Genomic DNA, 25,612 nt, shown 5'->3' on the forward strand with positions numbered 1-25,612 from the left:
CCCAACGGGAGAGGTGGGAATGTCAGTCCCCGGAATAGCGTTCTTCAGTCCAGGGATCGCCGCGGTTATGATAGCCACGGACTTCCCAATAGCCGGGCGCATCCTCGGTCAGAAACTCGATCGCCTGAAGCCATTTGGCGCTCTTCCAGAAATAAAGATGCGGCACGACGAGCCGCACTGGACCGCCATGTTCCTCGGACAGCGGCTCGCCCGACCAGCTATGGGCGAGCAGGGCGCCCTCAGCGGCGAAATCCTCCAGCGACAGATTGGTGGTGTAGCCGTCATAGGAATGCAGCACGACGAAGCGCGCATCATCGCGCGGCTGGCAGGCCGCCAGCAGCTCGCGCGTCGCAAGCCCCTCCCACTGGTTGTCGTAGCGCGACCAGGTCGTCACGCAATGGATGTCGGAGGTGAATTGCGCCTGCTTCTGCGCCGTGAATTCCGCAAACGTCCAGAACACCGGGTTTTCGACCGCGCCATAGACGTCGAGCCGCCAGCGTTCCGGCGAGATTTCCGGTGTGAGGCCCAGATCGAGCACGGGCCAGTCCTTGGTGAGATGCTGTCCGGGCGGCAGGCGCTGATCTTCCGGGCGTGCGATCCTGCCGGTGAGGAAGCGGCCCTCGCGCGCCCATTTCTCCTTGGTCCGCGTCAGCTTGCTTTCGGGCGGCGGCTCGTTCTCGTCAGCCATGATCTACTCGTGGCAATGTCTACTCGTGACATCTACTCGTAACGATGTCTACTCGTGACGATGCATCGCGGAGGCATGCTTGGTGTCGCGCATCGTAGCATAGATGATCAGCGAGAGGCAGATGATGCCGCTGAGATAGTAATAGAACCACTCCTCGTGCCCGATGGTCTTGAAGTAGAGTGCGATCGCCGGCGCCGTGCCGCCGAACAGGGAGACCGTGATCGCATAGGGTAGCCCCACGCCGAGCGCGCGGACATTGGTCGGGAACAGCTCGGCCTTCACCACCGCGTTGATCGAGGTGTAGCCGGCGACGAACAGCCAGGCGCAGCAGATCAGCACGAATGCCATGAAGGGCGATTTCGTCTCCTTCAGCGTCATCAGCAGCGGGACGGTTGCGAGCGTGCCGGCGACGCCGAAGAAGATCAGCAGCGGCTTGCGTCCGATTTTGTCGGAGATCGCGCCATAGATCGGTTGCAGGATGGTCGCGAAGATCAACGTGCCGAAGATCACGAAGGTGGTCTGGTCCTCGGTGAGCCCGACCGAGAGCTTGACGAAGGTCTGCATGTAGGTGGTGAAGGTGTAGAATGCCGCGGTACCGCCCGCGGTCAGTCCCACCACCAGCAACAGCTCCCGCGGATATTTCAGGAGGTTTGCGATGGAGCCGGTCGGCTTCACGACCTTCTTGGCTTCCTCGAACGCCTCGGTCTCATGCAGGCCGCGCCGCATCACCGCGGCGAAGATCGCCAGCATTGCACCGATCGCAAACGGAATGCGCCAACCCCAGGCCTTCAGCTCCTCGGGCGTGAGGAACACCTTTTGCAAGAGCAACAGCACGATGATCGCGGTGAGCTGTCCGCCGATCAGGGTGACGTACTGAAAGCTCGAATAGAAGCCGCGATGCCTGGGATCGGCGACCTCGCTCAAATAGGTGGCGCTGGCGCCATATTCGCCGCCGAGACTTAAGCCCTCGATCACGCGCGCGACCGCAAGGATCGCTGGGGCGGCAAGACCGATCGAGGCATAGGTCGGCGTCACCGCGATGATCAGTGAGCCAAAGCACATGAAGACGACGGAGAGCGTCAGCGAGATCCGGCGTCCGAAATGATCGGCGAGATAGCCGAAGAACCAGCCGCCCAAGGGGCGCATCAGGAAGGTCGCCGCGAACACGACGGCGACGTTCAGTTGCTGGACGACAGGATCGTCGCCGGGGAAGAACGCCGGCGCGAAATACAGCGCGAACGCCGTATAGGCGTAGAAATCGTACCATTCGACGAGGTTGCCGATCGAACCGATGAAGATCGCCTTGATGCGGCGTTCGGCGTCGGCAATGTCGAATCGCTCGGAGGCCGGCTCGATTGCTTGGTCTGTCATCACCGGCCTCCCAGAACATTTTCTGTCTGGAGGCTACATGGCCTTTCCGAGCAGAAATGGCAACTGGCGGGGGCCGCGCACGGTCCCTTGCGACCAGGTCACGGTGCCGGCCGGGTTGAGCCGGAAGTCCGGGATTCGCTTCAACCATTCCTCAATTGCGACCTGCATCTCCATCCGCGCCAGGTTGGAACCGACGCAGCGGTGGATGCCGAGGCCGAAGGCGGCATGGCGGTTCTCCCGGCGATCGAGCACGACCCTGTCGGCATCGGGGAACATTTTGGGGTCGAGGTTGGCGGCGGGGAAGGACAGCAGCACCATGTTGCCCGGCTTGACCGGACAGCCGGCGATGGTCGTCTCCTTCATCACCTCGCGCGCCATCGTCACTGGCGAATAGGCGCGCAAGAGTTCCTCGACAGCGATCGGCATCAGCTCGGGCTCGGCGATCAGGCGCTCGCGGTCTCCAGGCGTCTTTGCAAGGTGCCAGAGCGAGGAGCCGATCGCACTCCAGGTGGTGTCGATGCCGGCGATCAGGAGCAGCCGCAGCGAGCCGTAGATGTGGGAGTCATCGAGCGGCTGCCCGTTCCTGTCACGTGCGTTGAGGAGATAGGAGATCAGGTCGTCGCCCGGCGCCTTCTTGCGCGCTTCGACATGGCCGGCGAAATAGTTGGTCATCTCCTCGGCCGCCTGCTTCAGCATCATCTCGTTCTTGATGCTCAGCTCGAGGATCATGTGGATCCACTTGATGAAGAGGTCGCCGTCGCTCTCGGGGATGCCGAGCATGTGGGCGATCGCGCGCACCGGGATGTGCTTGGTGTATCGCGCGGCGGCGTCGACCTTGCCGTCGGCGATGAATTCGTCGATCAGCTCGTTGCAGATGGCGCGGACGCGCGGCTCGAGCTTCTTCATCGCATCCGGCGTGAACGGCGGCAGCAGCAATTGCTTGGCCGGCTTGTGGTCCGGCGGATCGGAGGTGATCGGCGGCGCCGCGTTCTTGGCGACTTCGGGCCGTTCATCGCGAACGATGATGCGACGCGAGGAGAAGCTGTCGGTGTCGTTGGCGATCTGCCGCACCGCTTCGTAGGTCGTCGGCAAATAGCAGCCGAGAAAGCGCTCGGTGTGCACGACAGGGCTTGCGGCACGCATCTGGTCCCAGATCGGGAAGGGATCTTCCGTCCAGCGCGGATCGGTGTGATCAAAATCGTGGAGCCAATCGGTGACGGGCGGATGGGCGGCGGGTTGGCTGACGTCGGACATCTCTGGATCCTTGGGGCTTGTGTTCACGGAAGAACGCAGGCGTGCGGCGCACTACTCCTCGGTCACTTCGATTGCGATTTCCGGACAGTTGGATTTGGCAAGCCAGGCCTTGTCTTCAAGGCCGGCCGGCACGGTGCCGTCGCCGACCTCATGCGCATTGCCGTATTCGTCAAGCTCGAACAGTTCCGGCGCCAGCGCCTTGCAGCGTGCGTGCCCCTGACACTTTTCGGGATCGACGTGAACCCTCAGTCGTTCTGCCATCTAAGCTCCCTCGGTGATGCGCATGCAGACCCCATGCGGGGCCGGGCGCGTTCCTCAATTGATTTTTGTCCGCGGCGTTCACCGCGAGGTTAAGTTATAGTATATTACATTGCGGACGGGCTTTCCCTGTCAAGCGCAAACTTATAGGTTTCCGCTCAACATGCCGACGCAACTCGCCCGCAAGCCGCAAAACGCCTATCACCATGGCGATCTTCGTGATGCCCTGATCAAGGCCGCCCTGCGCGAGGCCGAGCAGGGCGGGGCGGAGGCGATCAGCATCAAGGCACTGGCGAAGGAACTCGGCGTGTCGCAACCTGCGCCGTATCGTCATTTCGCCGACCGCGAGGCGCTGCTCGCCGCGGTGACGGCGGAAGCCTTCCGGCAATTCACCGCTGTGCTGCGCGAGGCCATGGCGAAGCCATCGAAGCAGTCGAGGCTTTCGCGGCTCGCCCAGGCCACGCTGGATTTCGGCCTGCGCCGCAACGGCATCTACCGGCTGATGTTCGCCTCGCGCACCGTCTCCTGTGCGGACGCGGGGAGCGAGTTGCACGCGGCAACCAACGAGACCTTCGCGCTCGTGATCGAGGCGCTGGAGGCGCCGGCCGTCGGCTATTTGCGCGAGCGCCATGCGCTGAAGATCTGGGCCGCGCTGCACGGCGTGGTGATGTTGGCCGAGCAGGGCATGCTCACCGGCCGGTCGGCGCATACCACGCGCGAGGAGCTGGTCGAGGATTTCGTCGCCGAGACCAAGCTCGCGCTGGAGGTCGCGATCAAGGGAGTGCGCCGCGGCAAAGCCGACTAGCGCGTCGCCGACAACAGCTTCATCAGTTTCAGCACGGCGCTGTCAGGCGTCGTCACCACCGGCTTGCCGGTCGCATCCGCAACCAGCGGCGCGGTGGACGCGATGCTGAATTGGGCGAGCGCGATCACGTCGCAGTCGCGCAGGTCTTTTGAGGCTTCCGCAATCAGGCGGTCGTGCGTGGCGCGGTCGCCGCGATCGAGCGCGGCGAGCGCGCCTTCGGCGAGCTTCGGTACGATCTCGACAGAGGCGGGAAACTCCAGCGGCATCGATTGCAACGTCGGCGGGAAGGTCGAGAGCAGGCCGATGCGCCGGCCCATCGTCACCGCCTGCTCGATCATTGCTTCATTCGGTTTCAGGACCGGCTTCGGCGCATGCGCGCGCGCAACCGCCTCGATGCAGGGCCCGAAGGCCGAGCAGGTGAACAGGATCGCGTCAGCCCCGGTCGCGACGGTATAATCCCCGAGCGCAAGGAACCGGTCGGTCATGGCGTCGGTGAGCGCGCCGTCGCGCGCCAGATCCGCCGACAGGCTGTCGTCGAGCAGGTTCATCAGTCGCGCCTCCGGCCAAAGACGCGCAAAGGCCGACTCGATCGGCGCGATGGAATGCTTGAGGGCGTGGATCAGGGTGATGCGCATGAGGTTTCGTTGCTGCCTTCTCATCCCTCTCCCCGTTCTTACGGGGAGAGGGTTGGGGTGAGGGGCTCTATCCATACGAAAAGGTGAGAGATGGACTCGCGGAAGCGCCCCTCACCCGACCGCTACGCGGTCGACCTCTCCCCCTAAGAACGGGGCGAGGCAAAATTCTTTACTTGAACGGAATGGCGTACATCAAGCCGCCCTTGCTCCAGAGGCCGTTGAGGCCGCGCTCGAGCTTCAGCGGGCTGCCTTTGCCGACGTTGCGCTCGTAGATCTCGCCGTAGTTGCCGGTCGCCTTGATCGCCGTGGCCAGCCACTTGTTGTCCAGCCCAAGCCGCGAGCCGAGATCGCCGGAGGTACCTAACAGCCGCTGCACCGCGGGCGTCTGCGACTTTGCCATCTCCTCGACATTGGCCTGCGTCACGCCGAGCTCTTCCGCCTCGATCAGCCCGTAATGCAGCCAGGTGATGATGTCGCTCCAGACTTCGTCGCCATTGCGGGTAAAGGGTCCGAGCGGTTCCTTGCTGATGGTCTGCGGTAGCACGACATAGTCGGCCGGGTTTGGCGCGGCGGTCGTGACCGCGCCGGCCAGTGCCGAGGCATCCTGGGTCATGGCATCGCAGCGGCCGCCGAAGAAGGTCTGGTACATGGTGTCGACGCGGTCGAACACCAGCGGCTTCCAGTCGATGCCGTTGGCGCGGCCGTAATCGCCGAGCGTCACCTCATGGGTGGTGCCCTGCGCGACGCAGACGGTGGCGCCCTTGAGATCCTTCAGCTCCTTCACGCCGAGGTCCTTTTTCACGACAAAGCCCTGGCCGTCGTAGAAGTTGATCGGTCCCTGCCGCAAGCCCAGCGTGACACCGCGCAAATAGGTCTGCGTCGAGTTGCGGTAAAGCACGTCGATCTCGCCCGATTGCAGCGCGGTGAAGCGGTTCTGCGCGGTCAGCGCGACATAGCGCACCTTGTTGGGATCCCCTAACACGCCGGCGGCGAGCGCGCGGCAGTAGTCGACGTCGAGGCCCTTGTAATTGCCCTGCGAGTCCGGCGCGGAGAAGCCGGCAAAGCCGGCGCTGACGCCGCACACCAGCGTGCCGCGGCTCTTCACCGTGTCCAGCGTCGCAGCCGACGCCACGCTGCCCGAAGCCGCAAGCAAGCCCGCCGCGATAATCACGTTCCTCATCATGCTACTCTCCCCTCACTGATTGACACTACGCAAGACGTTGTCGACGGCCGTGCCGAGCTTGTCGACAATCAGGTCGATCTCGCCCGCCGAGGCGATGTAGGGCGGCGCCAGCAACACATGGTCGCCGCGGACGCCATCCACGGTGCCGCCGCCGGGATAGCAGCCGAGCCCCTCGGCGAAGGTGGCGGCCTTGATCTTCTGATGCAGCTTGAGCGCCGGATCGAACGAGGTGCGCGTCGCGCGATCGGCGACGAGCTCGATCGCCCAGAACAGGCCGCGGCCCCTGATATCGCCGACATGGCGGTGATTGCCAAAGCGCTCGGTCAGCCGCTGCTCGAGCTGACGTCCGCGCTCCCTGACCTGGTCGAGCAGGGCGTCCTCGCGGATCACCTCCTGCACGGCGAGTGCCGCGGCGCAGGCGAGGGGATGGGCGAGATAAGTGTGGCCGTGCTGAAACGCACCGCTTCCGGCGCGGATCGTGTCGACGATCTTGCCGCTTGCGAGCATCGCGCCGATCGGCTGATAGCCGCCGCCAAGACCCTTGGCGATCGCCTGGATGTCGGGCGCGATGCCTTCCTGCTGCCAGGCATGCGTGGTGCCGGTGCGGCCCATGCCGCACATAACTTCGTCGAGGATGAGCAGCGCGCCATGGCGGTTGCAGATCTCGCGCACCGCCTTGAAGTAGCCATCCGGCGCAGTGACGGCACCGGCGGTGGCGCCGACGACCGGCTCGGCAAGGAAGGCTGCGACGGTGTCGGGACCGAGCCGCTGGAACTCGGCTTCGAGTTCGGCGGCCAGCCGTGCCACGAACGCTGCATCGGACTCGTTGTCGTGCTTCTCGTGATAGGCAAAGGCCGGCGTCACATGGCTGAAGGCGCCGGACAGCAGCGGCGCATAGGGTTCGCGGCGCCAGGCGTTGCCGCCGGCGGCGAGTGCGCCGAGCGTGTTGCCGTGATAGCTCTGGCGCCGCGCGATGAAGTGTTGCCGTTGCGGCTCGCCGCGCTCGATGAAGTATTGCCGCGCGAGCTTGATGCTGGCTTCGATCGCTTCCGACCCGCCGCTGACGAAATAGGCGTAGGCGAGCCCGCCGGGCTCATCGCCGACCAGCGTCTCGGCCAGCCGCTCCGCCGCCTCGGAAGAGAAGAATGCGGTGTGCGCATAGGCCAGTGTCGAGGCCTGCTTCGCCAGCGCCGCGATCACGCGCGGATGCTGATGGCCGAGGCAGGAGACGGCGGCGCCTCCGGAGGCGTCGATCACGCGCCGTCCGTCCTCGGCGAAGAGGTAAACGCCTTCGCCGCCGATTGCCTTCGGCGGCGTCTCGCGCAACGAACGGTGCAGCACGTGGCTCGTGCGGGTGCCCATGGCTCAACCTTTCTCTGATACGTAGATGGAGGTAGCGGTCAATCGCGCCTCGGTGTCCTGGAGGCGCTTCTTCGCAGCTGCGCCGCCGAGCGAGAACGTCACCGCGGCGAGCGACTGCGCGATCGCGATCGCGCCGGTGAGGCTCGGGAAGAATCCGGGCGAAGACGCAGCTTCAAACAGCAGCACATGGTCCGCGCCTTCGGCCATCGGTGCCGCAACGCTGTCCGCGATCGAGATCAGCGTCGCGCCGGCGCGATAGGCGGCCTGGGCAACACGAACGCTTGCGCCCGTGTAGGGCGTGAAGCCGATCACGACGACCGCTTCGCCGGCACGGAAGGCGCCGATGTCGAGATCGTCAGGGCCGGAGCCGCCGACGATCTGCACCTCACCCGCGCGGAACAGCCGCAGCTCATAGTTCAGGAGCTCCGCAACACTGCGGCAGCTTCGGAAGCCGGCAATCCAGATGCGCTTGGCGTCGTGCAATGCCTTTGCGGCATCGGCCACCGAGGAGGCCGAGATCCGCGGCAGGCCCAAAGCTTCCGCTTCGAGCTTGTCGCTGATCAGCGCGACGTCGGAATTCGGACCGTGGCGGCGCCCTTTGGCGCGGCCCGAGAAGGGCGAGGTCTGCGACGGCCGTCGCGCTTCGGTCAGCGCCGCGCGTAACGCGTCCCAGCCGGAATAGCCGATCGCCTTGGCAAGCCGCGTGAATGCGGCAGGGTCGGCGCCGGCTTCGGCCGCGAGATCGCGCATCGAGCGGGTGGTGGCGTCGTAGTCATTGGCCGCGACAAAACGTCCGACCTCCTGCAGCCGCATCGGGAGCGATGGCAATGCGCTGCAGAGTTCGCTCAGGGGTGAGGATTTCGCTGGCTCGGCCATGAAACATTTGTTGCATATATCGCCGATTGGTGCAACAGTTGATGCGCGCCAACGAGGCGCATGGCCGGAAATCGCTGCTTTCAAAGCGCTTTGAGGATTTTTGTGCTGTGACGACCGATAGCCCCAGACCGCCGCCGCGCCGGACATTCTCGCTCGCGCTGGGAGGCCCGCAGCTCAAGGGCCTGCTGTGGCAGATCCTCGTCGTCGGCATTGCCCTCGCCATCATCGCCTTCCTCTGGTCCAACACCGTTCACAATCTCTCGGCGCGCCGCATCTCCACCGGCTTTGCGTTCCTCGGCCGCGAGGCCGGCATGCCGATCGCCGACAGCCTGCTCGCCTACAGCCCGAAGGACACCTACTTCTGGGCGTTCGTCGTCGGTGTCGCCAACACCTTGCGCGTCGCCGTCATCGGCATCGTGCTCGCGACGATCCTGGGAACGCTGATTGGCATCTCGCGCCTATCGGCCAACTGGCTGCTGTCGCGGCTCGCTGCCGTCTATGTCGAGGTGCTGCGCGACATCCCGCTGCTGTTGCAGCTCCTGTTCTGGTACGTGCTGATGCAGGCGCTACCGGCCGCGCGCGCTGCATGGCGGCCGATCGAGGGTGTCTTCCTGTCCAATCGCGGTCTGATTCTGCCGTCGATCCCGATCGGCGAGGGGCAGCTTTGGGTACTCGGCACCGCCCTTGCCGGCGCGGTCGTGTTTTACGTCATAAGGCGGGCTCTGATCGCGCAGCAGATGCTCGACGGCAGGCCTCGGCCGGCCTGGCCTTTTGCGCTCGGCCTCATCGTCGCGCTGCCGGCGCTGTTGTCGTGGCAGCTCGGTGTGCGCTGGACCATCGCCTGGCCCGAGCTGCGCGGCTTCAACTTCGTCGGCGGGTTGACGCTCGCGCCGGAATATTTTGCGCTGCTGATCGCGCTCGTGACCTACACTTCGGCCTTCATCGCCGAGATCGTGCGCAGCGGCATTCAGTCGGTGCCGCGGGGACAGTGGGACGCCGCCAACGCGCTCGGCCTGCGCCGCAGCTTCATGCTGCGGCAGATCATCCTGCCGCAGGCGCTGCGCGTCATCGTGCCGCCGATGACGAGCCAGTATCTCAACCTCACCAAGAACTCCTCGCTCGCGGTTGCGATCGGCTACCAGGACGTGGTCTCGATCGCCAACACCACGCTGAACCAGACCGGGCAGGCGATCGAGGCGATTGCGCTGATCATGGCGGTGTTCCTGACCATCAGCCTGTCGATCAGCTTCTTCATGAACTGGTACAACGCGCGCATCGCGCTGGTGGAGCGCTGACGATGACGGCGATCACTGACGTTCCGCGCACTGTCCGCCGGCCGCAATCCGGCAACCGCGTGCTGCGCTGGGTGCGCGCCAACCTGTTCTCCTCAATCCCGAATGTGATCATCACGCTCGTGCTCTTCGCAGTGCTCGCCAAGGGCGTGATCAGCTTCGTGCAATGGGGCATTGCGAACGCGGTCTGGCTGACGCCTCCGAATGACTCCAGTGCTTGCCGCGCGGCGCGCGGCGTCGGCGCCTGCTGGGCCGTCATCCCCGAAAAGTACCGCTTCATCCTGTTCGGCACCTATCCGTTCGACGAGCAGTGGCGGCCGGCGCTCGCGGTCCTGCTCTTCATCGCGCTGTTCTACGTCTCGACCCGCCGCGCGTGGTGGCGGCGCGAGCTCGTCTATGTCTGGATCGCCGCGCTCGCGCTAATCAGCGTGTTGATGTGGGGCGGCGTCTTCGGGCTGTCCTTCGTCTCGCAGGACCGCTGGGGCGGATTGCCGGTGACGCTGATCCTGGCGACCTTTGGCCTCGCCTTCGGCTTCCCGCTCGGTATCCTGGTGGCGCTCGGCCGACGCTCCAAATTGCCGGCGATCCGCTCGCTCTGCGTGCTCTATGTCGAACTGATCCGCGGCGTACCGCTGGTGAGCCTCTTGTTCATGGCAAGCGTGATGTTTCCGCTATTCATGCCCGGCGGCTTCAACATCGACAAGCTGCTCCGCGCGCAGATCGCAATCATCCTGTTCGCCGGCGCCTATCTTGCCGAAGTGATCCGCGGCGGTCTCCAGGCCGTGCCGCGCGGGCAATATGAGGCCGCCGACGCGCTCGGGCTATCCTACTGGCGCAAGCAGCGGCTGATCATCCTGCCGCAGGCCATCCGCCACGTCATCCCGCCGCTGGTCAATACCTTCATCGCCTTCTTCAAGGACACCAGCCTCGTCCTGATCATCGGCATCTTCGACCTGCTGACGACAGCCAAGACCGCAATCATCGATCCCGCCTGGCAGCAGTTTTCGGTCGAGGTCTACATCTTCATCGCCGTGATCTATTTCGCCTTCTGCTTCGCGATGTCTCGCTATAGCCGAAGCCTCGAGGCGCAGGCGACGGGACGATGACGTTGGTCGCGACCTGCCGAAAGTTTGCGCTTGCGTAGATTGCTGATCTCAAGTTGTAATACCAGAGATTGAGTTTTAGTCGATTTGGCGAGGCCGTCATGCGCGTGGCCGTTTCGCAACGATACATCGTCACTTTGATCGTCGCTGCCGTCATCGGCGTGTCGCCGCTTGCTGCCGAGCCCGCAGGGCTGCGCAGCTATCAGGCTCCGATCGGTGAGAGCTCGATTTCAGGGATTTCGTCAGGCGCATTCATGGCTGTGCAGTTCGGCACGGCCTGGTCGTCGGTCATCAAGGGCGTCGGCGTGGTTGCGGGCGGCCCTTATTGGTGCGCCAAGGCGGACGCGTTCGATGCCGTCACAGGGTACTGGGGGCCGATCTGGCGGGCCACGGGTGCCTGCATGAAAGGGCCCGCGACGGATCTGCATACGAGCGATTTCACGGCAAAGGCCGATGCGAAGGCAGCGGCGGGCGAGATCGATCCGCTCAGCAATGTGAAGAGGCAGAAGATCTATCTCTTTCACGGCTACAATGACGCGGTCGTCGACAAGGCGGCGACCGACGCGACCGCCGATTTCTATCGGCACTATATGGGTGATGCCAATCGCGGCAACCTGTTCTACCAGACCGCGCTCGGCGCGGGCCACTCGTTCGTCGTGACCAGACAGGACGCTCCTGGTCTCAACGACTGCAAGGGCAACGCCGAGCCCTATATCGACCAATGCGGCTACGATCAGGCTGGCATCATCCTGCAGCACATCTACGGGCGCTTGAATCGGCCCAATCCCGCGCAGCTTGCGGGCTCGGTGAAGAGCTTTGATCAATCCGTCTATACCGGGCCGGATGTGCCCGACGCGCTGAGCATGGGCGACACCGGTTACGTGTTCGTGCCTCAGGATTGCGAGCAGGGCGCCCCGTGTCGCGTCCACGTCGCGCTCCACGGATGTAAGCAGGATGTCGGCGACATCGGCCGCCGGTTCGTCGACGAGGCCGGCTACAATGCGTGGGCCGATACCAATCACCTGATCGTCCTCTATCCGCAGACGAAGGCCAGCCCATATCTGCCAGGCAATCCGCAGGCGTGCTGGGATTGGTGGAGCTATGTCGACCATGAAGACAGCTACGTGACGAAGTCCGGATCGCAGATCAGGGCGATCAAAGCCATGCTGGACGCACTCACGGCGGGCAGCCCGGCGTCGGACGACGCGACCGCGTCATCCCTGTCCGCACCTCAGTGGGTCACGGCGATCGATGCGTCGGACACCGGCATCGACCTCGCTTGGTTGCCGGTGGACGGCGTGACTGCCTATCGGGTTTGGCGTGCGGGGACCGATGGTGCGTTCCAGAGGATTGGCGAGGTGACGGGCGCGAGCTTTGCAGATTCCGGCCTTACACCGCAGACGACATACCGCTGGCGCGTCTCCGCCGTTCGGAACGGAACGGAAGGGCCTGCCTCCGAGGACGCGATCGGCACAACGCAGTCGCCGCCTCCTCGCTGCAACGATCCCGGCTCCTGCCCGATCGCCAAATAGCCAGGCAGCACTGCGTCGACGCGCGAAGCGAGGCTTTACTTCTTTACCCTCGGATCGATCGGCGTCGTCCCACGCACGCCCAGAATATCCTCCAGCACCTTTGCACCCGCGATCACCTCGGCATCGCCGCGGGGAGTGGCAACCACCTGCACGCCGACCGGCAGTCCGGATGCGGTGAAGCCGCAGGGCAGCGACAGGGACGGGCAGCAGGCGAGCGTGATGGCGGAGACGATGCCGAGCCACTCGATGTAATTGTCGAACCGCTTGCCGTCGCATTCGGCGACATAGCGGTTCTCGATCGGGAACGGCGGTACGATCGTCGTGGGCGTGAGCAGGAGGTCGTAGGTTTTGAAGAACTCAACCGCACGCGCCGTCATCGCAAGGCGTTGCGCCTCCGCGCGCGCGATCTCGTCGACCGTGAGTCTGAGCCCTTCCTCGATGTTCCAGATCACTTCGGGCTTCAATAGATCGCGCTTTTCGCGCAGGAGCCTGGCCTTGCTCATGGCGAAGTCGAGCGCACGCAGCACGTGGAAGCATTCAAGCGCCTCGCGCCAGTCCGGGTGCGCTTCTTCCACGATTACGTCGGCTTCCGCAAAGTGCTCCGCCGCCTTACGCGTGATCGCCTTGACCTCGGGGTCGACGGGCGTGATGCCGAGGTCGGGCGAATAGGCGATGCGCTTCGGCTTCTTGCCCGAGCGGGCCGCGGAGAGGAACGAGGTCGCCGGCGCCGGCAGCGACAGCGGATCGGCCGCATATTCGCCGCTCATGGCGTCGAGCAGCAGCGCAAGGTCCTCGACGTTGCGCGCCATCGGCCCCTGCTGGCCGAGATTGCGGTCGACGCCGGCCGCGGGCGTATGCGCGACGCGGCCGATGCTTGGCCGCATGCCGACGATGCCGCAAAAGCTCGCCGGGCTGCGCAGGCTGCCGCCCATATCGGAGCCGTGCGCGAGCCAAGCCGTGCCGGTCGCAAGTGCCACCGCCGCGCCGCCGGATGAGCCGGCCGCCGACTTCGACGTGTCCCAGGGATTGAGTGTCGCGCCGAACACCTCGTTGAACGTGTTAGCGCCGGCGCCGAATTCCGGCGTGTTGGATTTTGCGTAGACGACCGCGCCATTGCCTTCGAGATGTTCGACCAGAAGGTCCGATCGCACAGGGATGTTATCCTTGAAGATCGGCGAGCCCTGCGTGTTCAGCACGCCGGCAACGTCGGTCAGATCCTTGATCGGCACCGGCAGGCCGGCGAGCAGCCCGCGCTCGGCGATCGGCTTCTGCATCAGTGCGGTGGCGCTTTTCCGCGCGCGATCGAAGCACAGAATCGGCAGCGCATTGACCTTGCCGTCGACCTCCGCGATGCGCTTCTCCAGCGCATCGAGAAGATCAAGTGGCGTGACGTCGCCCGAACGCAGCTTGTCGACCACGGCGCAGGCAGTTTCGCGGATCAGGTCTTGGGCTGACAATTAGGATTCTCCTGTTGTTACCAAGTGCGCCGTCATTGCGTGGGGCGAAGCGACGAAGCAATCTAGACTTTCACCGTGGAGACATTTCTGGATTGCTTCGCTTCGCTCGCAATGACGGGAAAACTCAACCCCAACCCGCGCTGATCCCGCCATCCACCGTATAGATGACGCCCGACGTATAACCGGAACGGTCCGAGGCCAGGAACGCCATCAGATCGCCGATCTCGCGCGCATGCGCAGGCCGGCCGAGCGGCAGGCTTTTCTGGAATTCCTTGTAACGGTTCTCGTCGCCAAACTGGTGCTTTGCGCGGGTCTTGAGCAGCATGACGTGGCGGTCGGTCCCGACCGGGCCCGGATTGATGCCGACCACGCGGATGTTGTCGGCGAGGCTCTTGCCCCCGAGCGCACGTGTGAAGGCCATCAGCGCCGCATTGCCGGCGCTGCCGCAGATGTAGTTGGCGTCGAATTTCTCGCCGGCCGCGCCGATGTCGTTGACGATCACGCCGCCGCCGCGCGTCTTCAACTGGGCGTAGATCATGCGCGTGAGATTGATGTAGCCGAATACTTTCAATTCCCAGGCGTGACGCCAGGTCGCTTCGTCGATCTTGTCGATGGAGCCGCCGGGAATGTCGCCGGCATTGTTGACGAGGATGTCGATCCCGGCGGCCTCCTTGGCGAGCAGCGCGACGTCTTCAGCTTTGCGCAAGTCAACGACGCTCGTCGCCGCATCGATCTGATGCGCCGAGCGCAAACGGTCAGCCAGCGTCTTGAGGTGGTCGCCGCTGCGGGCGGCGAGCAGGAGGTGGCAGCCTTCCTCGGCGAACGCCTCGGCAGCGGCCGCGCCGATGCCTTTGGACGCGCCGGTGATCAGGACGCGCTTGCCACGCAGATGCAGGTCCATGTGGATTCTCGCTGACGTCGGGGAACAGGATGAAATCAGTAGGCGGTCGCCCGTGCCATGGTCAACATTGCAGTGCAGCGTTGCGCTGCTGGCGAGTTTGGTCCATTGCAGGCCTATCAACCAGGGCCCATGGTCGGCCCGGCCAGATCAAGCCAGGACAATTTCCAAAGAAAGCTTCCAGGACAACCAGAATGAGCAAGAAACAATACCGGATCGCGGTGATCCCCGGCGACGGCATCGGCAAGGAAGTGATGCCCGAGGGGCTGCGCGTGCTGGAGGCGGCCGCGAAGAAACACGGCGTCTCCGTGCAGTTCGATCATTTCGACTTTTCGTCCTACGACTATTACGAGAAGCACGGCCAGATGATGCCTGACGACTGGAAGGAGAAGATCGGCAAGCATGACGCGATCTACTTCGGCGCGGTCGGCTGGCCGGCAAAAATTCCGGATCACGTCTCGCTGTGGGGGTCGCTGATCAAGTTCCGCCGCGAGTTCGACCAGTATGTGAACCTGCGCCCGGTCCGGCTGATGCCCGGCGTGCCGTCGCCGCTTGCGAACCGCAAGCCCGGCGATATCGATTTCTGGGTGGTGCGTGAGAACACCGAAGGCGAATATTCGTCCGTCGGCGGCCGCATGTTCCCGGATACCGACCGCGAATTCGTCACGCAGCAGACCGTGATGACCCGCGTCGGCGTCGACCGTATCCTGAAATTCGCCTTCGAGCTCGCGCAGTCGCGGCCGAAGAAGCACCTGACCTCGGCGACCAAGTCCAACGGCATCTCGATCACCATGCCCTATTGGGACGAGCGCGTGGAGGCGATGGCGAAGAAGTTTCCGGGCGTGAAGTGGGACAAGTACCACATCGACATCTTGACGGCGAACTTCGTGCTGCATCCGGACTGGTTCGACGTCGTGGTCGGCTCCAACCTGTTCGGCGACATCCTCTCCGATCTCGGCCCCGCCTGCACCGGCACCATCGGCATCGCGCCGTCGGGCAACATCAACCCCGAACGCAATTTCCCGTCGGTGTTCGAGCCCGTGCACGGCTCGGCGCCCGATATCGCGGGGCAGGGCATTGCCAACCCGATCGGCATGATCTGGTCGGGCGCGATGATGTTCGAGCATCTCGGCGAGAAGGAAGCCGGCAAGTCGATCGTCGACGCCATCGAGCGCACGCTCGCCGAACGCACGTTGCGCACGAAAGACCTCGGCGGCAACGCCGACACGACCGCCTGCGGCAAGGCGGTCGCGGAGATGGTGGATTAGGCCTCGGTGCGCAGGGTGGGTTAGCTGAAGACTAACCCACCCCTTATGCGGCACAAAAGCGGTGGGTTACGCTTCGCTAACCCACCTTACGATTGCTTCGTCGCGATTTCTTTCGGCGTGCCTCGAACCCGACATCAACGGGCTTCGACAGAGAAGCGGATGACCAAGCCGCGGCGCAACTCTCACCGAAACCCAACCGTGAAACTCCGATGAAAAGTCCTGCTGTCTTTGTCTTGTTTCTGGCGCTGACGCCGACCACAGTCTGCCTGGCCCAGACCGCGCAGAAGCAGGCCTGCAATGTGAACATCGACGTTACCGATACCGACCCCAAGGGCACCAATGTAAGGGCAACTCCGGGCGGAAATGCCATCGCGTTGCTGAAGAACACCACGAGTGACGGCTGGATCGGCGTGCATGTCACCGGCCAGTTCGGTGACTGGTACGAGATCGACCGCGCCAATCTGATCGACGCCGATCAGCCATCAGGCGGCAAGGTCATTTTCCAGGGAAAGGGGTATCTGCACAAAAGTGTGGTGGGCATCAGCGGTCTGCAAAACGGCGGCGTAGTCTATCGCAATCACGATATCCGAACTGACCTGGTCGATTCTCACGTCTCCGGGGATCAGCGTGTCGACATGTTGGGCTGCTGGGGCGAATTTCTCAAGGTTCAGGTCAAGAAGGGCATCGGCTGGACCACGGCGATCTGCACCAACATGAACACGACCTGCAACTGACCTTCCGAGCAGCTGCATCGAGCTGGGGCGGAAGGCGTACCCACCACCTATGTGGCCAGAAAAGCGGTGGGTTACGCCCAGCGAACTGCGCTTCGCGCAGTCGCAAGGCTAACCCACCCTACGAGTTGTTGTCCGCGACGACGACAGCGCCCGTCTCTCAAGACGCAACGCCCGCAATCGCCAGCACGGTGTGCATCAATACGTTGGCGCCAGCGGTGCAGTCTGCCTGCGTCGCGTCTTCGAGCTCGTTGTGGCTGATGCCGTCCTTGCAGGGTACGAACACCATCGCCGCCGGCATCACGGTGTTGAGGTTGCAGGCATCGTGACCGGCACCGGAGGTGATGCGGCGGCTGGAATAGCCGAGCGTATTGGCGGCATTCTCGACGGCCGCAATGAGCTTGGGATCAAAATGCGTCGGCGCCTTGCGCCAGACCAGATCAAGCTTCACCTCGACCTTGCGCCGCGCGGCGATCTCGGCAATGGCCGCGCGCAGGTTGCGATCGAGCGCGTCCATGATCGCGGCATCTGCGCTGCGGCAATCCATGGTGAAGGCGATCTCGCCGGGGATCACGTTGCGCGAGGGATTTGCGATCACGGCCTCGCCGATGGTGCCGACGGCTTTCGGCCCGTGCTTCTTCGCGATGGCCTCCATCGCCAGCACGATTTCGGACAAGGTCGCCAGCGCGTCGCGGCGCAGCGGCATCGGCGTCGAGCCGGCATGGCTTTCGAAGCCGGTGATATGGCCGTCATACCACAGCACCCCCTGGCCGGAGTCGACGACGCCGATGGTCTTGGCTTCCGCCTCCAGGATCGGTCCCTGCTCGATATGCAGTTCGACGAAGCAGCCGAGTTTCTGGAAGCCGACAGGCTTGTCGCCGCGATAGCCGATCGTATCGAGGGCCTGGCCGACCGTGACGTCCTCGGCGTCCTTGCGCGACAGGATATCGTCGGTGGTGAAATCGCCGACATAGGCGGCGGACGCCATCATCGCGGGCGCAAAGCGCGAGCCTTCCTCGTTGGTCCAGTTCACGACGCAGATCGGCGCCTCGGTCTCGATGCCGGCGTCGTTCAGCGTGCGGATCACCTCGAGCGCGCCGAGCGTCCCCAGAATGCCGTCATACTTGCCGCCGGTCGGCTGCGTATCAAGATGCGAGCCGATGCCGACGGGCAGCTTCGACAGGTCACGGCCCCTCCGCAAGCCGAACATCGAGCCGAGCGCGTCGATGTGCACCTCGAGGCCGGCATCCTCGCACGCATTGCGGAACCAGTCGCGCACCTGCTTGTCCTCGGCGCTCAGTGTCAGCCGCCGCACGCCGCCCTTCTGCGTCGCGCCGAATTGCGCGGTCTCGTGGATGGAGCCCCAGAGGCGGGCGGAATCGATTTGCAGATTGGTGGCGGCTCGGCTCATGCGTCTATTTCCATTCCTGTCAGGCCCAATTTCAATGACGCGCCGTCATCTCCGCGTCAACCGCGAGACTCTTTTGCGCGATCTGCCGCGCGAGATCGGCGACGCGCTCGACGGCGATGACGTCGGGCGAGGCGAGCCAGCTTGCCGTGAAGGTCAGCGGCGTGATGTTGAGGTCGGTATCGAGCAGCTGCAACCGTCCGTCGGCGAGCTCGTTCTCGACGATCGCGGCGGGGATCACCGCGATGCCAAGTCCCTCGACCGCCATGTGGATGACGGTCGCGAGCGACGCGGAGGCATGCAGACGGATCGGGGGCAGCTCGGGCCGGTCGAAGACCTCGCGCACGGCCTCATACGGTCTGGTCTTGCGCGGGAAGGTGATGATCGGAAAGCGCGCAAGGTCCTGCCTGGTGACCGGACCGTGGCCGAGCCCGAGCGAAGGGCTTGCGAGAAAGCCGATCGGATATTCCGTCAGCACGCGGTTATGCACGCCGGAAGCCGATAGCGGTCCGACCACGAAGGCAAGCTCGATCTCCTGTGCCAAGAGGCGCGCTGTGAGGTTCGGCGTGATGTCGACCTCGATCTCGAGCGACAGGTTCGGGTAGATCTCGTTCACGCTCTTGACGAGCCGCGGCAGCCAGGTGTGCACGATGGTCTCGGCGACACCCAGCCGCATCACGCCGCGCATCGCCGACGCGTTGCCGATCTCGGCCATCATCGCCGCGCGCAGGCCGATCAGCTTTTCCGCATAGACCATCATCTGCCGGCCGCTCGGCGTCGGCGAGGCGATCCGATGATCGCGGTTGAGGAGCTTGACGCCCATCTCGCGCTCGAGCTGGGCAATGCGCTGGGAGATCGCCGGCTGGGTGGTGTTGAGCCGTTGCGCGGCCCCGCGGAAGCTGCCGAGCTTCACAACCCAGAGGAAGGTTTCGATCGACCTGAAGTCCAGCATTGGACGGAGTTTTCCAATCGATAAATGGAATTTATCGATCTATATTAGAAAGGAAGATTAGACTTTATAGCACGGCTGGTGTTGGCTGTCCTTGTCGAGATTATAGGCAGGTCGATCAAATGACTGTTTTGGTGGCAGCGCAGCAAACTGAAACAAACAACGCCCTTCCGAGCCGTCAGGCGCGGCTCGCTTATCGCAGCGGACAGGTCAGCTCGACGGCCGGCGTTGCCCCCGGCTTCGTGCAGGGCAATCTGGCGATCCTGCCCGAGAAATACGCCAGCGCCTTTCACCGCTTCTGCCAGCTCAATCCAAAACCGTGCCCGATCATCGGCATGTCCGACGTCGGCAGTCCGTACATCCCCGCGCTTGGCGCCGATCTCGACATCCGCAGCGACGTGCCGCGCTATCGCGTGTGGCGCGACGGTGAGGTCGTGGAAGAGCCGACCGACATCACGAAACACTGGCGCGACGACCTCGTGACCTTCGTGCTCGGCTGCTCGTTCTCCTTTGAAGAGGCGCTGCTCGACGAGGGCATGCCGATCCGCCACATCGAGCACAATGTGCGCGTGCCGATGTACCGCACCAACATCGCGTGCGGCGCCTCGGGACCGTTCGCGGGCCCAATGGTGGTGTCGATGCGTCCATTCAAGCCGGCCGATGCGATCCGCGCGGTGCAGATCACCTCGCGCTACCCCGCCGTGCACGGCGCGCCCGTGCATCTCGGCCATCCGCACCTGATCGGCATCAAGGACATCGCCAAGCCCGACTACGGCGATCCCGTGCCGGTCGCCGATGACGAGATCCCGGTGTTCTGGGCATGCGGCGTCACGCCGCAGTCCGTCATCAATGCCGCGAAGCTGCCGTTCGCGATCACGCATTCGCCGGGGCTGATGCTGGTGACGGACCTGAAGAACAAGAACATGGCCGTGATTTAATGGGCAGCGTATGCTGCTTCTTCGGGCTTTACCGTACACACCAATCGCTCCATCGATAGCCGCAAATAAGAGGGGAATTTGCTAATGACGATCACGCGCCGCGACGTTCTGCTCGGAGCTACTGCTACCGCAACTGCTGCACTCATGCCGCTCGCAGCTCGCGCGCAGACCTCGGAAGTGGTGATCGGCCTGACCTATCCCTTGTCGGGCGCCAACGCCCAGATCGGCGTCGATGCGCAGCGCGCATTCGAGACTGCGGTCGACATCATCAACAAGGACTTCGAACTTGACCTGCCGCTAGCCAAGGGTGAAGGACTGCCGGGCCTCGGCGGCGCCAAGATCCGCCTGGTCTTCGCCGATCACCAGGGCGATCCGCAGAAGGGCCGCGCCGAGGCCGAACGCCTGATCACGCAGGAAAAGGTCTGTGCGGTGCTCGGCACCTATCAGAGCGCTGTCGCGGTCACCGTCAGCCAGATCTGCGAACGTTACCAGATACCGTTCATGTCGGCCGACAACTCCTCGCCCAGCCTGCATCGCCGCGGCCTGAAATACTATTTCCGTGCCTCGCCGCACGACGAGATGTTCTCGGCGGCAATGTTCGATTTCCTTGATGCGATGAAGAGGAAGGGGACCAAGATCGAGTCGCTGGCCCTGTTCCACGAGGACACGATCTTTGGCACTGACTCGTCGAATGCGCAGCTCAAGCTTGCCGCCGAGCGCGGCTACAAGGTCGCCGCCGACATCAAGTATCGTGCCAATTCGCCGTCGCTGTCGGCCGAAGTGCAGCAACTGAAGGCTGCCAACGCCGACGTGCTGATGCCCTCGAGCTACACCACCGACGGCATCCTTCTGATCAAGACCATGGGTGAGCTCGGCTACAAGCCGAACTCCATCGTGGCGCAGGCCGCCGGCTTCTCCGAGAAGGCGTTCTATGACGCGGTCGGCGACAAGGTCGAGGGTGTGATCACCCGCGGCAGCTTCTCGCTCGATCTCGCCGCCAAGCGGCCGATGGTCGGCAAGATCAACGACATGTTCAAGGCGAAGTCCGGCAAGGATCTCAACGACAACACCTCGCGGGAATTCATGACCATGATCATCATGGCGGACGCCATCAACCGCGCCAAGTCCACCGACGGCGAGAAGATCCGCGACGCTCTGGCCGCAACCGAGATGCCGGGCGAGCAGACCATCATGCCATGGAAGCGCGTGAAGTTCGACGAGATGGGCCAGAACAACGATGCCGATCCCGTGCTTCTGCAATATGTCGGCGGCAAGTTCGTCACCATCTCGCCGGCGCAGGCCGCGGTGGCCGAACCGATCTGGCCGATGAAGTAAACAGGCCGCAGGGCAGGGTGGGGGACCAAGCACTGTGACAACCGAGACCATTATCCAAAGTCTTGCGAGCGGCCTCCTGATGGGGCTGCTCTATGGATTGATCGCGGTCGGGCTCGCCCTGATCTTCGGTCTGATGGACGTCGTGAACTTCGCCCATGGCGAGTTCCTGATGATCGCGATGTACGCGACCTTCTTCCTGTTCGCCTTCTTCGCGATCGACCCCTTGCTCTCGGCGCCGCTGGTCGCCGCGGCCTTGTTCGTGTTCGGGGCCCTGATCTATCTCTTGATCGTGCGCTTTGCGATGCGCGCCAAGGCCAACGCCGGCATGGTGCAGATCTTCGCGACATTTGGCCTGGCGATCGTGATGCGCGGATTGGCGCAGCTCTTCTTCACGCCGGACTATCGCAGCGTCACGCACTCCTGGCTCGGTGGCAAGACGGTGTCGGTCGCCGGCATCTTCCTGCCGGAGCCGCAGCTCGTTGGCGCCCTGGTGTCGATCGCGGCGTTTGCCGGGCTCTATTTCTTCATCAACCGCACCGATTTCGGCCGCGCGCTAGAGGCGACTCGTGAAGACCCCGGCGCGGTCGCGCTCGTTGGGATCGACAAGAACCGCGTGTTCGCGCTCGGCTGGGGCCTCGGGGCGGCCCTGGTCGGTCTGTCCGGCGCCATCATGGCGGTCTTCTTCTATATTTATCCCGACGTCGGCGCGTCCTTTGCGCTGATCGCCTATGTCACGGTGGCCCTCGGCGGCTTCGGCAGCGTGTTCGGCGCCTTCGCCGGCGGTATCGTCGTCGGTTTGGTCGAAGCAACGACCGCGCTGGTGCTGCCGCCATCGCTGAAATCGGTCGGCATCTACGCCGTCTATCTCCTCGTGGTCTTCATCCGGCCGCGCGGCCTGTTCGGGTCGATGTGATGGACAAGGATTTTTCCTCGCGGCGCCGCCGCGACCTGATCATAGCCGCCGTGTTGGCGGCGATCGCGGCACTGGTGCCGCTGTTCGTGAAGGACGTCTACGTCCAGAACATCATGATCCTGACGCTGATGTACGCAGCGTTATCGCAGAGCTGGAATATCCTCTCCGGCTATTGCGGACAGATTTCGCTGGGCCACGCCCTTTATTTCGGGTTGGGTGCCTACACCACCGCGCTTCTCTTCATGAAGTTCGGAGTGCTGCCGTGGTTCGGGATGATCGCCGGCGGTTTGATCTCCGCAGCGATCGCGATGGCGCTCGGCTATCCCTGTTTCCGGCTCGGCGGCCACTATTTCGCCATCGCCACCATCGTGATCGCCGAGATCGCGCTGCTGTTGATCCAGAACTGGGACTGGGCGGGCGCAGCGCTCGGCATCGACATTCCCGTGCGCGGCGACAGCTGGCTGAAGTTCCAGTTCACGCGAAGCAAGCTGCCGTACTTCTATTTTGCCCTCGTGCTCGCCTGTGTCGCGTGGTTCGTCACCTGGTGGCTGGAAGATTCCAAATGGGGCTTTTGGTGGCGTGCGGTGAAGGACAATCCGCAGGCCGCCGAGAGTCTGGGCGTCGACGTGTTCAATTCCAAGATGGGCGCCGCGGCCGTCTCGGCCTTCCTGGTCGCAGTTGGCGGCAGCTTCTATGCGCAGTTCGTCTCCTATATCGATCCTGAAAGCGTGATGGGCTTCCAGTTCTCGCTGCTCATGGCGCTGCCGGCGGTGCTGGGCGGGATCGGCACTCTCTGGGGACCCGCGCTCGGCGCGGTCATCCTGATCCCGCTGACGGAATTGACGCGCTCCTATATCGGCGGCTCCGGCCGCGGCGTCGACCTCATCGTCTATGGCTCACTGATCATCCTGATCTCGCTGGCGCTGCCGCGAGGGCTGGTGAGCCTGTTTTCCTCGCGCAAGGGAGCCGCACGATGACCGCGCTCCTTGAAACCCGCGGCGTCTGGCAGCGCTTCGGCGGCCTCGTCGCCAACTCCGACGTCTCGATCTCGGTCGGCCGCAGCGAGATCGTCGGGCTGATCGGACCCAACGGCGCAGGCAAGTCGACGCTGTTCAATCTCATCGCCGGCGTCCTGCCGCCGACGCAAGGCTCGATCTGGTTCGACGGCGAGGATGTCACGCGCATGCCCGCGGCCGAGCGCTGCCAGCGCGGCGTCGGGCGCACCTTCCAGGTCGTCAAGAGCTTTGAGACCATGACGGTCGTCGACAACGTCATCGTCGGCGCGCTGGTGCGCAACACCGTGATGCGCGAGGCGCGTCGCAAGGCGCATGAGGTATTGGAGTTCACCGGCCTTGCCGCGCGCGCAGGCGTGCTCGCAAGCGACCTCGTGCCGGCCGAGAAGCGGCGCCTTGAAGTGGCGCGCGCGCTTGCGACCGAGCCAAAGCTCTTGCTGCTCGACGAAGTCCTCACCGGCCTCACGCCGACGGAAGCGCAGACAGGCGTCGCGCTGGTGCGCAAGGTGCGCGATGCCGGCATCACCGTGCTGATGGTCGAGCACGTCATGGAAATCGTGATGCCGCTCGTCGACCGCGCCATCGTGCTCGATCTCGGCAAGGTGCTGGTCGAGGGCAAGCCCGCTGACGTCGTCCGCGATCCCAAGGTGATCAGCGCATATCTGGGAGATCGTCATGCTCAGGGTGCATGAAGTCACGACCGCCTATCAGGGGCTGGTTGCGATCTCCTCCGCGTCGATCCATGTCGAGAAGGGCGAGATCGTCTGCGTTGCCGGCGCCAACGGCGCCGGTAAGTCGACGCTGCTGAAATCCATCGCTGGTGCCGAGCGTCCGCGCTCCGGCACCGTCACCTTCGACGGCAAGCGGCTCGACGGCATGGCGCAGCATCACATCACGGCCACCGGCATCGCCTATGTGCCGGAGAACCGCCGCCTGTTCCCGCGTCTGTCGGTGCGCGACAATCTTCGCCTCGGCAGCTATCTTTACCGCGGCGAAGCGAACCGCGAAGGGCCGCTCGACCTCGTCTTCAACCTGTTCCCGCGTCTGTCCGAACGTCTCGAACAGCGCGCCGAGACGCTCTCCGGTGGCGAGCAGCAGATGCTCGCGATCGGCCGCGCCCTGATGACGCGTCCGCGGCTGCTGATGCTGGACGAGCCGTCGCAGGGCATCATGCCAAAGCTCGTCGATGAGATCTTTCAGGCCGTCAAACGCATCCGCGACGCCGGCATGACCGTGCTGATCGTCGAGCAGCGCATGGCCGAGTGCCTGGAGATCGCCGACCGCGCCTACATCCTGCAAACCGGCCGCGTGCTGATGCAGGGCCCGTCCGCCGAGATCAAGGGCAACCCGGACGTGCGCAAGGCGTATCTGGGGCTGTAGATTGCCCGTCATTGCGAGGAGCAAAGCGACGAAGCAATCCAGTGTCTTTCCGCGTTGAGATTCTGGATTGCTGCGCTCGCGATGACGGGATTGAGACAGGGGCTTTCCAACTTCTCGCTGTCATCGCCCGCGAAAGCGGGCGATCCAGTATTCCAGAGACAGCAGTTGGATACGGAGAAGCCGCGGCGTACTGGATTCCCCGCATTCGCGGGGAATGACAGCGGTGGTTGGGGAGATATCGTCGCGCCCATAGCGGATGGCGCTAGTCGTGCTCGCCATGCTCCGGCAGCGTGAGCCCGAACACCTTCACCAGATCATTCACCTGCTCCGGCGACAGATGGCGCGGGTTCAGCCCGCGCAGCAGCAGATAGAGCTTTGCCGTCTCTTCGAGCTCCTCGGTCGCGAACACGGCGGCTTCCAGCGTGTCGCCGGCGACGACCGGGCCGTGATTGGCGAGCAGCACGGATGAATATTTACCCGCCAGCCCCTTGATTGCGTCTGCCACCGCGGGATCGCCGGGGCGGTAATAGGGCACGAGCGCGGTGGCGCCGCATTTCATCAGGTAATAGGCCGTCATCGGCGGCAGTGCGGCGCGCGGGTCGATCTCGGGCAGCATCGAGAGCGCAACCGAATGGGTCGAATGCAGATGCACGATGGCCCGCGCTGCGCCCCGCGTCTCGTAGAGCGCGGTGTGCAGCGGAACCTCCTTGGTCGGCGCATCGCCCGAGACGAGCCGGCCGGAGGGATCGAGCCGCGACAGCCGCGCGGGATCAAGGAAGCCGAGCGAGGCGTTGGTCGGCGTCACCAGCCAGCCGCCATCCTCGAGCTTCACGCTGATGTTGCCGGAGGAGCCCGGCGTCAGGCCGCGCTCGAACAGCGAGCGGCCGAAGCGGCAGATATCCTCGCGTAGTTTGCTGTCATTGCTCATGAAAGGAGCGCCCTGTTGGCCTCGTTGTCTCACGC

Annotated in this window: 25 protein-coding genes; 12 read left to right on the forward strand and 13 right to left on the reverse strand. The window is 64.0% G+C overall.

Going from position 1 to position 25,612, the window contains the following annotated elements; genetic code table 11:
* Positions 1-22: 22 nt before the first annotated feature.
* The 4 genes from Q2941_RS26530 to Q2941_RS26545 are packed head-to-tail and all read right to left on the reverse strand — an operon-like array spanning position 23 to position 3,574.
* Positions 23-688 carry a sulfite oxidase-like oxidoreductase gene (locus tag Q2941_RS26530; RefSeq protein ID WP_458194197.1) on the reverse strand — a complete coding sequence of 222 codons (666 nt, stop codon included), beginning with the start codon at positions 686-688 and terminating at the stop codon, positions 23-25.
* Between the two features lie 48 nt (positions 689-736).
* On the reverse strand, positions 737-2,059 hold the full coding sequence (locus Q2941_RS26535) for an MFS transporter (RefSeq protein WP_027525824.1): 1,323 nt from the start codon (positions 2,057-2,059) through the stop codon (positions 737-739).
* 33 nt (positions 2,060-2,092) lie between these two features.
* A complete protein-coding gene (locus tag Q2941_RS26540; protein WP_458194198.1) occupies positions 2,093-3,313 on the reverse strand; it encodes a cytochrome P450 in 1,221 nt (406 codons plus the stop codon).
* A gap of 51 nt (positions 3,314-3,364) precedes the next feature.
* A complete protein-coding gene (locus tag Q2941_RS26545; RefSeq protein WP_027525826.1) occupies positions 3,365-3,574 on the reverse strand; it encodes a ferredoxin in 210 nt (69 codons plus the stop codon).
* A gap of 160 nt (positions 3,575-3,734) precedes the next feature.
* On the opposite strand from Q2941_RS26545, the gene Q2941_RS26550 reads away from it, so the two are divergent.
* On the forward strand, positions 3,735-4,376 hold the full coding sequence (locus Q2941_RS26550; RefSeq protein WP_027525827.1) for a TetR/AcrR family transcriptional regulator: 642 nt from the start codon (positions 3,735-3,737) through the stop codon (positions 4,374-4,376).
* Here the strand turns inward: Q2941_RS26550 and Q2941_RS26555 are convergent.
* From Q2941_RS26555 to Q2941_RS26570, 4 genes are all read right to left on the reverse strand, one after another.
* The gene (locus tag Q2941_RS26555) at positions 4,373-5,011 is read right to left on the reverse strand and encodes an aspartate/glutamate racemase family protein (RefSeq protein ID WP_458194199.1); all 639 of its coding nucleotides are present in this window, start codon (positions 5,009-5,011) and stop codon (positions 4,373-4,375) included. The genes Q2941_RS26550 and Q2941_RS26555 overlap by 4 nt on opposite strands.
* A gap of 169 nt (positions 5,012-5,180) precedes the next feature.
* Positions 5,181-6,194: an amino acid ABC transporter substrate-binding protein gene (locus Q2941_RS26560; protein ID WP_254107011.1), complete on the reverse strand. Its 1,014-nt coding sequence runs from the start codon at positions 6,192-6,194 to the stop codon at positions 5,181-5,183.
* A 12-nt stretch (positions 6,195-6,206) separates the two neighbouring features.
* On the reverse strand, positions 6,207-7,556 hold the full coding sequence (locus tag Q2941_RS26565; protein ID WP_254107010.1) for an aspartate aminotransferase family protein: 1,350 nt from the start codon (positions 7,554-7,556) through the stop codon (positions 6,207-6,209).
* A 3-nt stretch (positions 7,557-7,559) separates the two neighbouring features.
* Positions 7,560-8,432 carry a MurR/RpiR family transcriptional regulator gene (locus tag Q2941_RS26570; RefSeq protein ID WP_027525831.1) on the reverse strand — a complete coding sequence of 291 codons (873 nt, stop codon included), beginning with the start codon at positions 8,430-8,432 and terminating at the stop codon, positions 7,560-7,562.
* A 107-nt stretch (positions 8,433-8,539) separates the two neighbouring features.
* Here Q2941_RS26570 and Q2941_RS26575 point away from each other — a divergent pair, with 107 nt between their 5' ends.
* The 3 genes from Q2941_RS26575 to Q2941_RS26585 all read left to right on the forward strand — a co-directional run bounded on the left by Q2941_RS26575 (position 8,540) and on the right by Q2941_RS26585 (position 12,359).
* Positions 8,540-9,727: an amino acid ABC transporter permease gene (locus tag Q2941_RS26575; protein WP_254107009.1), complete on the forward strand. Its 1,188-nt coding sequence runs from the start codon at positions 8,540-8,542 to the stop codon at positions 9,725-9,727.
* 2 nt (positions 9,728-9,729) lie between these two features.
* On the forward strand, positions 9,730-10,830 hold the full coding sequence (locus Q2941_RS26580; protein WP_458194201.1) for an amino acid ABC transporter permease: 1,101 nt from the start codon (positions 9,730-9,732) through the stop codon (positions 10,828-10,830).
* Between the two features lie 98 nt (positions 10,831-10,928).
* On the forward strand, positions 10,929-12,359 hold the full coding sequence (locus Q2941_RS26585; protein WP_458194202.1) for an extracellular catalytic domain type 2 short-chain-length polyhydroxyalkanoate depolymerase: 1,431 nt from the start codon (positions 10,929-10,931) through the stop codon (positions 12,357-12,359).
* A gap of 35 nt (positions 12,360-12,394) precedes the next feature.
* Here Q2941_RS26585 and Q2941_RS26590 read toward each other — a convergent pair whose 3' ends face one another.
* Both Q2941_RS26590 and Q2941_RS26595 read right to left on the reverse strand, forming a co-directional pair.
* Positions 12,395-13,816: an amidase gene (locus tag Q2941_RS26590; RefSeq protein ID WP_027525834.1), complete on the reverse strand. Its 1,422-nt coding sequence runs from the start codon at positions 13,814-13,816 to the stop codon at positions 12,395-12,397.
* A 124-nt stretch (positions 13,817-13,940) separates the two neighbouring features.
* Entirely contained in the window at positions 13,941-14,717 is a 777-nt protein-coding gene (locus Q2941_RS26595; RefSeq protein ID WP_458194203.1) for an SDR family oxidoreductase, read from the reverse strand.
* A gap of 191 nt (positions 14,718-14,908) precedes the next feature.
* Here Q2941_RS26595 and Q2941_RS26600 point away from each other — a divergent pair, with 191 nt between their 5' ends.
* Both Q2941_RS26600 and Q2941_RS26605 read left to right on the forward strand, forming a co-directional pair.
* Positions 14,909-15,982 (forward strand): tartrate dehydrogenase, encoded by a 1,074-nt coding sequence (locus tag Q2941_RS26600; protein WP_254107004.1) that lies wholly within the window; start codon positions 14,909-14,911, stop codon positions 15,980-15,982.
* Positions 15,983-16,074: 92 nt separating this feature from the next.
* Entirely contained in the window at positions 16,075-16,716 is a 642-nt protein-coding gene (locus Q2941_RS26605) for a hypothetical protein (protein WP_245288143.1), read from the forward strand.
* Between the two features lie 157 nt (positions 16,717-16,873).
* Here the strand turns inward: Q2941_RS26605 and Q2941_RS26610 are convergent, their stop codons facing one another.
* Entirely contained in the window at positions 16,874-18,124 is a 1,251-nt protein-coding gene (locus Q2941_RS26610) for a Zn-dependent hydrolase (protein WP_458194204.1), read from the reverse strand.
* 31 nt (positions 18,125-18,155) lie between these two features.
* Positions 18,156-19,073, reverse strand: a complete 918-nt coding sequence (locus tag Q2941_RS26615; protein ID WP_027525839.1) for a LysR family transcriptional regulator — start codon at positions 19,071-19,073, stop codon at positions 18,156-18,158.
* A 119-nt stretch (positions 19,074-19,192) separates the two neighbouring features.
* Here Q2941_RS26615 and Q2941_RS26620 point away from each other — a divergent pair, with 119 nt between their 5' ends.
* The 6 genes from Q2941_RS26620 (at position 19,193) to Q2941_RS26645 (ending at position 24,649) form a co-directional block, all read left to right on the forward strand.
* The gene (locus tag Q2941_RS26620) at positions 19,193-20,008 is read left to right on the forward strand and encodes a putative hydro-lyase (protein WP_458194205.1); all 816 of its coding nucleotides are present in this window, start codon (positions 19,193-19,195) and stop codon (positions 20,006-20,008) included.
* A gap of 84 nt (positions 20,009-20,092) precedes the next feature.
* Positions 20,093-21,343 (forward strand): ABC transporter substrate-binding protein, encoded by a 1,251-nt coding sequence (locus tag Q2941_RS26625; RefSeq protein WP_027525841.1) that lies wholly within the window; start codon positions 20,093-20,095, stop codon positions 21,341-21,343.
* Between the two features lie 34 nt (positions 21,344-21,377).
* Complete coding sequence (locus Q2941_RS26630; RefSeq protein WP_458194206.1) at positions 21,378-22,256, forward strand: branched-chain amino acid ABC transporter permease; 879 nt, start codon at positions 21,378-21,380, stop codon at positions 22,254-22,256.
* Complete coding sequence (locus Q2941_RS26635) at positions 22,256-23,233, forward strand: branched-chain amino acid ABC transporter permease (protein ID WP_254106998.1); 978 nt, start codon at positions 22,256-22,258, stop codon at positions 23,231-23,233. Before Q2941_RS26630 ends, Q2941_RS26635 begins: the two co-directional genes overlap by 1 nt.
* Complete coding sequence (locus tag Q2941_RS26640) at positions 23,230-23,961, forward strand: ABC transporter ATP-binding protein (RefSeq protein WP_458194207.1); 732 nt, start codon at positions 23,230-23,232, stop codon at positions 23,959-23,961. Before Q2941_RS26635 ends, Q2941_RS26640 begins: the two co-directional genes overlap by 4 nt.
* The gene (locus Q2941_RS26645; RefSeq protein WP_458194208.1) at positions 23,945-24,649 is read left to right on the forward strand and encodes an ABC transporter ATP-binding protein; all 705 of its coding nucleotides are present in this window, start codon (positions 23,945-23,947) and stop codon (positions 24,647-24,649) included. The genes Q2941_RS26640 and Q2941_RS26645 overlap by 17 nt, the downstream gene beginning before the upstream one ends.
* A 262-nt stretch (positions 24,650-24,911) precedes the next feature.
* Here Q2941_RS26645 and otnC read toward each other — a convergent pair whose 3' ends face one another.
* Complete coding sequence (gene otnC, locus Q2941_RS26650) at positions 24,912-25,577, reverse strand: 3-oxo-tetronate 4-phosphate decarboxylase (protein WP_458194209.1); 666 nt, start codon at positions 25,575-25,577, stop codon at positions 24,912-24,914.
* Positions 25,578-25,612: the final 35 nt, after the last annotated feature.

The sequence above is a fragment of the Bradyrhizobium sp. UFLA05-153 genome (assembly GCF_054185185.1).